The sequence below is a fragment of the Protofrankia sp. Cj3 genome (genome assembly GCF_917627355.1).
Lineage (GTDB): Bacteria > Actinomycetota > Actinomycetes > Frankiales > Frankiaceae > Protofrankia.
Genome location: NZ_CAKJTR010000113.1, coordinates 11,766 through 17,436, shown reverse-complemented (window position 1 = coordinate 17,436; position 5,671 = coordinate 11,766). Strand labels below are relative to the sequence as shown.

Annotated in this window: 6 protein-coding genes and 1 pseudogene; 5 read left to right on the top strand and 2 right to left on the bottom strand. The window is 67.3% G+C overall.

Going from position 1 to position 5,671, the window contains the following annotated elements; translation table 11 throughout:
* Positions 1-275: pseudogene (locus MJ783_RS15470) on the bottom strand (hypothetical protein); the annotation flags it as partial.
* Between the two features lie 542 nt (positions 276-817).
* On the opposite strand from MJ783_RS15470, the gene prfB reads away from it, so the two are divergent.
* Together prfB and cobA are read left to right on the top strand one after the other, a co-directional pair.
* Entirely contained in the window at positions 818-1,918 is a 1,101-nt protein-coding gene (prfB, locus tag MJ783_RS15465) for a peptide chain release factor 2 (protein ID WP_239311143.1), read from the top strand.
* Between the two features lie 125 nt (positions 1,919-2,043).
* Positions 2,044-2,838: a uroporphyrinogen-III C-methyltransferase gene (cobA, locus tag MJ783_RS15460; protein WP_239311144.1), complete on the top strand. Its 795-nt coding sequence runs from the start codon at positions 2,044-2,046 to the stop codon at positions 2,836-2,838.
* Between the two features lie 70 nt (positions 2,839-2,908).
* On the opposite strand, the gene MJ783_RS15455 is transcribed toward cobA, so the two are convergent.
* The gene (locus MJ783_RS15455) at positions 2,909-3,325 is read right to left on the bottom strand and encodes a hypothetical protein (RefSeq protein ID WP_239311142.1); all 417 of its coding nucleotides are present in this window, start codon (positions 3,323-3,325) and stop codon (positions 2,909-2,911) included.
* 46 nt (positions 3,326-3,371) lie between these two features.
* Here MJ783_RS15455 and ftsE point away from each other — a divergent pair, with 46 nt between their 5' ends.
* From ftsE to smpB, 3 genes are all read left to right on the top strand, one after another.
* Positions 3,372-4,061, top strand: coding sequence for a cell division ATP-binding protein FtsE (gene ftsE / locus MJ783_RS15450; protein ID WP_239311141.1), 690 nt, complete (start codon positions 3,372-3,374; stop codon positions 4,059-4,061).
* 30 nt (positions 4,062-4,091) lie between these two features.
* Positions 4,092-4,949: a permease-like cell division protein FtsX gene (gene ftsX / locus MJ783_RS15445; RefSeq protein WP_239311140.1), complete on the top strand. Its 858-nt coding sequence runs from the start codon at positions 4,092-4,094 to the stop codon at positions 4,947-4,949.
* Between the two features lie 186 nt (positions 4,950-5,135).
* Positions 5,136-5,615: an SsrA-binding protein SmpB gene (smpB, locus tag MJ783_RS15440; RefSeq protein WP_239311139.1), complete on the top strand. Its 480-nt coding sequence runs from the start codon at positions 5,136-5,138 to the stop codon at positions 5,613-5,615.
* The last annotated feature ends 56 nt before the right edge of the window (positions 5,616-5,671 follow it).

Below are 5,671 nucleotides of genomic sequence, written 5' to 3'. Positions count from 1 at the left end.
GCGTCGCCGTGGCACCCCTGGTCGTATGCGGCGTTTGCCATGGTCGCGGTCACGGCGGCATGCAGCCGCATCCAGTCCAGCGCGACCGAGCCCCGCAACCGTCGGGTACGGGGCACTGTCCGGGTGGTCTTTTCCAGCGGCGTCAGCATTGATACGGTGTCGGCCAGGTTAGCCGTCTCATAGCTGATGAGTGTCTCTGCCAGGGTCCGGATACAGGCGTCATGCAGTTCGCCGGTATCGGTCGAGAGGTAGGTGCCGGCTGTTCTGTCGTTCACGGCTCACCAGCGCCCAGCAACGCCAAATCCGGCCGAACATGGAATGACACCCGCCTGTCACCACTTTCCTGGCCGAAGAGCCTACTGACAGTCAAGATAGTCGTTGGGCCGCGCTGACACCTCGGTAGCGAGGGCGTGCTGGATGTGCTTTAAGTCTCTCCACGTCAATTCTGGTCGGGTCCGATGTCTTGTTGACCTTGGAGGGATTTCCGGCCTGTAGCAGAGCCGCGCTCGGGTTTCGGGCCGGCGGGCCGTGTTTCTGCCAGCTGGCCGTCATTCGGCCGCCGTCCGGTTGCCGCATGAGCGGTGCCGGTGGCGGTGGCGGTGCCGGCGGCTATGGCTATGGCTATGGCAGTGGCGGTGGCCGGGCTGCCCGCCGGGGACAATGCCGTCTACGGGCGGGTGAACCTCGAGCGATCGAACCGGGCGGGGGTACCGCTGGGACGACCGCGCGGCGGCGCGCTGGCGCGGGTGCCAATGTCGCCACGCCAAGATCGGAATCCGGCTGGGGGTGGTGCGTTCCCGCCGGTAAGATAGGTCTCATGGCCGCCGACCTCACAGAGGAGATCAAGACTCTCGACTCGACGCTCACCGGCATCGAAGCAGTTCTTGATCTTGAAAGTCTCCGGCGTCGCGCCGCTGATCTGGAGCGTGAGGCGGCGGATCCGGACCTGTGGAGCGACCAGAACAGAGCGCAGAGCGTCACCCGCCGGCTTTCGTCGGCGCGGGGGGACATCGCGCGCGTCGAAGCGCTGCGACGGCGCCTTGACGACATTCTCGCCGCTCTTGACCTTGATGATGACGACCTGCTGGCTGAGGCCGCGGCGGGCCTGCCAAAACTCACTCGTGACATCTCCGCGCTCGAGGTCCGCACGCTGCTGTCCGGTGAGTACGACGAGCGGGATGCGATCATTCAGCTGTCCGCCGGAGCCGGTGGCGTGGACGCCGCCGACTGGACCGCGATGTTGCTGCGCATGTACCTGCGCTGGGCCGAGCGGCACGGGTACAGCACCGAGGTGTTCGACACCTCTGAGGCGGAGGAGGCGGGCCTGAAGTCCGCCACGTTCCAGATCAAGGCGCCATACGCCTACGGGACGCTGCGCAGCGAGCACGGCGTCCACCGGCTGGTGCGGATCAGCCCCTTTGACAACCAGAACCGCCGTCAGACGTCGTTTGCGGGGGTCGAGGTGACGCCCGCCGTCGAGCAGGCCGACCACGTCGACATCGACGACAAGGAACTGCGGATCGACATCTTCCGCTCGTCGGGACCGGGCGGGCAGGGCGTCAACACCACCGACTCGGCGGTGCGGATCACCCACTTGCCGACGAACATCGTGGTGACCTGCCAGAACGAACGTAGCCAGCTACAGAACAAGGCCGCGGCCATGATGGTGCTCCAGGCCAAACTGCTGGAGCGCCGACGTGTGGAGGAGGCTGCCGAGAAGCAGCGGCTGACCGGCGGCCCACAGGATGTCTCCTTTGGCTCGCAGATCCGCAACTACGTGTTGCATCCGTATCAGATGGTGAAGGATCTGCGGACCGATGTGGAGACGTCCGGCACCGGAGCGGTGCTCGACGGCGATATCGACGACTTCATCGATGCTGAGATCCGCTGGCGGCGCACCGCCGAAGGCCCGGCCTGATCGTCGACGGTGGCCGATCGGCGCTCTCGCGCGGGGTACGGGGGGCACCGGGCTCAGGGCGTCTCTCGCGCGTCCGCGCCTCCCGAGGCAACCTTAGGACCATGGACAGTTCCGAGACAGGCCTGATGGCCGGCGCCACCGTGTGGGCGGTATCGCCGGATGCCGCCGTGCCCGCGCGGCCCGCCGCGGGTGGCTGGGTGGCGCTGGTCGGCGGTGGGCCGGGCCGTCCCGATCTGATCACTGTTCGAGGTATGGAGCTGCTGCGCCGGGCCGATGTGGTGGTCGTCGACCGGTTGGCTCCGCGGGCGCTGCTCGCCGACCTCGGGCCCGGCGTCGAGATCGTGGACGTGGGCAAGGAGGCGCACGGCCACAACATCACCCAGGATCAGATCAACCGCCTGATCGTGGATCGGGCCGGGCGGGGCCTCGGGGTGGTGCGGCTCAAGGGCGGCGATCCTTTCGTTTTCGGCCGTGGTGGTGAGGAAGCGCTGGCCTGTCGGGCTGCGGGGGTGCCCTGCGAGGTTGTGCCGGGTGTGACGAGCGCCGTGGCGGTACCGGCGTTGGCTGGTATTCCGGTCACCCACCGTGGGATCACCCAGGATGTCACGATCGTCTCCGGTCATCTCGACCCGTCCCATCCGGGTTCGACGGTCGACTGGAATGCCGTGGCGACCGGCGCTGGGACGATCGTCGTGTTGATGGGCGTCGGTGCGCTGGGGCAGATCACCGCGGAGCTGGTGAAACGGGGTCGCGCGGGATCCACCCCGACGGCTGTGATCCATGGTGGCGGAAGCGCTGGTCAGAAGGTGGTCACTGGGCCGCTCGCGGACATCGCCGCGCTGGCCGATGACGCTCGTATCGGGCCGCCGTCCGTCATCGTCATCGGCGACGTGGTCGCGCTGCGGGAGATGCTGGCCTGACAGTTGTGGCCTGACAGCTGTGACCTGGCGGGTCGAACAGGGCTCGATACCTGTCCGGGCGCAGCGCAACCTATCCGTGCTGGACGGCGAGCAGGGTCAGTGCCAGGAGCACGGACACGATGACGATCAGCATCTGAGGTGTGATCGTGGTGGGGGAGTGGTGCATCGAGTCACGGGCCGATCGGCAGGACGGACACCGTGCCTCGGCGACCGGCCCGGCACATCGGGCGCATACCAGGTCCTCGCAGCACATGCCGTCGACCTCCCCGCGTCCGCTGCCAGCATCATCGCGCTTGCGCGCTGACCCGCACAATGTCTGACGGTCCAGAAAAGTTCCGCCACCGTTCAGCCGGCCACGCCCTCTGTCTACCCGCTGTTCCCCGCGCCACCCCTGTCTGCCTCGCGACGCCGCGCTGGCTGTCTGGTGATGCTCCTCGCGGTCGCTGGATGCCCGCGGGGCCGTGACCGCCGCGTTGTTGGCTAGCATCCACCGATGACCTAGAGTGTCTATTTGGATGCGAGGAGTGGTAAGCGTGATTCGCATGACTTCGGTGACCAAACGGTATCCAGCAGGTGCGCGTCCCGCGCTGGATGACGTGACCGTCGAGATCGCCGCGGGGGAGTTCGTCTTCCTGGTCGGTCCGTCGGGGTCGGGGAAGTCCACCTTGTTGCGGCTGCTGCTGCGGGAGGAACGGCCCACGGCCGGCGTGGTCGAGGTTGCCGGCCTGGATGTGAACCGGATCCCGGAGCGCCGGGTGCCGTTGCTGCGCCGGCGGGTGGCGTGTGTGTTCCAGGACTTCCGGTTGTTGCCCGACCGGACGGTCGCCGGCAACGTGGCCTTTGCCCTGGAGGTCACCGGTCGGCCGAGCCCGGTGGTACGCGCTGTCGTCCCCGCGATCGTCAGCTTGGTGGGGCTGGCTGGTAAAGAGGGTCGTTACCCCGACGAGCTCTCCGGCGGAGAGCAGCAACGGGTCGCGGTTGCCCGGGCCTTTGCCGGGCGTCCGCGCATCCTGCTGGCTGACGAACCAACCGGCAACCTGGACCCGGTCACGAGTTCCGGGATCATGAAGTTGCTGGATGCGATCAACCAGATCGGTACGACCGTTGTCGTGGCCACGCACAACGCCACTCTGGTGGACGCCATGCGTCACCGGGTCATCGAGCTCGAACACGGTGCCCTCGTGCGTGACCAGCTGCGGGGCGCCTACGGGCTGGCACTGTAAGTGATGGCCGTTGGTAGGTGGCTGGGTCAGATGCTCGTGATCGGTGTCAGCGGCTTGCGGCGCAACCTGTCGATGGCCCTCGGGGTGATCGTCACGGTGACGATCTGCCTCACGTTGCTCGGAGCCGGCCTGTTGCTGAGGGCACAGGCCCGGACCGTCGACAGGTTTTTCCTCGACCAGATCCAGGTTGTTATCGACCTCAACGACGGAGTCTCCAGCGCCGAACGTGCGGCGCTAGCGGCCGATCTGCGCGCTGACCCCCTGGTGCGGGCGGTCGTTTACGAGGACAAGGCGCGTGCGTTCGCGCGTTTCACCCGTGACTTCCGTAACTCGCCGGATGTCGTGAGCGGCGTGAGCGCGGCCGACCTGCCCGCGTCGTTCCGTCTCACGCTTGTTGACCCACGCCGCTCTGGCGAGATCGTTCTGGAGTACACCGGGAGGGGCGGCGTTGACCGGGTACGCGACCAGCGCGCGCTGGTCGCGCCGCTCTATCGCTTCCTGCGCGCGTTCGCGGTCGGCACCTTCGCGCTTGCCGCCGTTCAGGCTTTTGCCGCGGTGGTGCTGATCTATGCGATGATCCGCCTCTCCGCGCACGGGCGACGTAGGGAAACCGCGATCATGCGTCTGGTGGGGGCCACCAACGCGACGATCCGCGCGCCTTTCGTCATGGAGAGTGCGGTTACGGGCATGCTCGGCGGGATGTTCGCGGTGGTGATACTGATCGTGTGCAAGGTCTATTTTGTTGATCATAAGTTTGCCCGGCAGGCGATGTTCCCGCTCTTCGGCTGGGGCGCGGTGTGGGCCGTTGCCGTCGCTGTTCTCCTGATCGGCACCGTGACATCCGCGATCTTGGCTGCGGTCGCGCTGCGACGATACCTGCGGGTCTGACCCATCCGTTCCGGCCTGCCCGGCGGCCGGCGTAGCCTGGAGAGCCGGCGGCTACGTGACGTTGCCGCGCACGCGTGGCCGAGGTCCAGGTCCCCGGCCCGTTCGGCGGAATCTGTCTGGGACCTGCCTGGGATCTGCCTGGGACGTGAATGTGTATGGGGCTTGCGAGGAAGAGGGACACCAGAAGTGCCAAAGGAGACCGGTAGGAAGCTGGTCGCACAGAACCGGCGGGCCCGGCACGACTACACGATTCTCGACACCATCGAGGCTGGGCTGGTGCTCCAGGGCACCGAGGTGAAGTCGCTGCGGGCGGGCCGTGCGTCACTGGTAGACGCCTTCGCCCAGATCAACGACGGGGAAGCGTGGCTGCACGGTGTGCACATCCCTGAGTACACCGAGGGTACGTGGACGAACCACACCCCGCGCCGGCGCCGTAAGCTCCTGCTGCATCGTGATGAGATCGCTAAACTGGTCGGCAAGACGAAGGAGGGCGGCCTGACCATCGTCCCGCTGTCCATCTACTTCAAGGACGGCCGGGCAAAGGTGGAGGTCGCTCTCGCCCGCGGGCGCAAGACCTACGACAAGCGGCACGCGCTCGCCGAGCGGGACGCCTCCCGCGAGGTCTCCCGAGCGCTGGGCCGCCGGGCCAAGGGGCGGGAGGATTGACCCCTGCCGGCGTAGGCAGCGCACCGCCCATGCTGCGCCGGGCGCCGTCCGTCAGA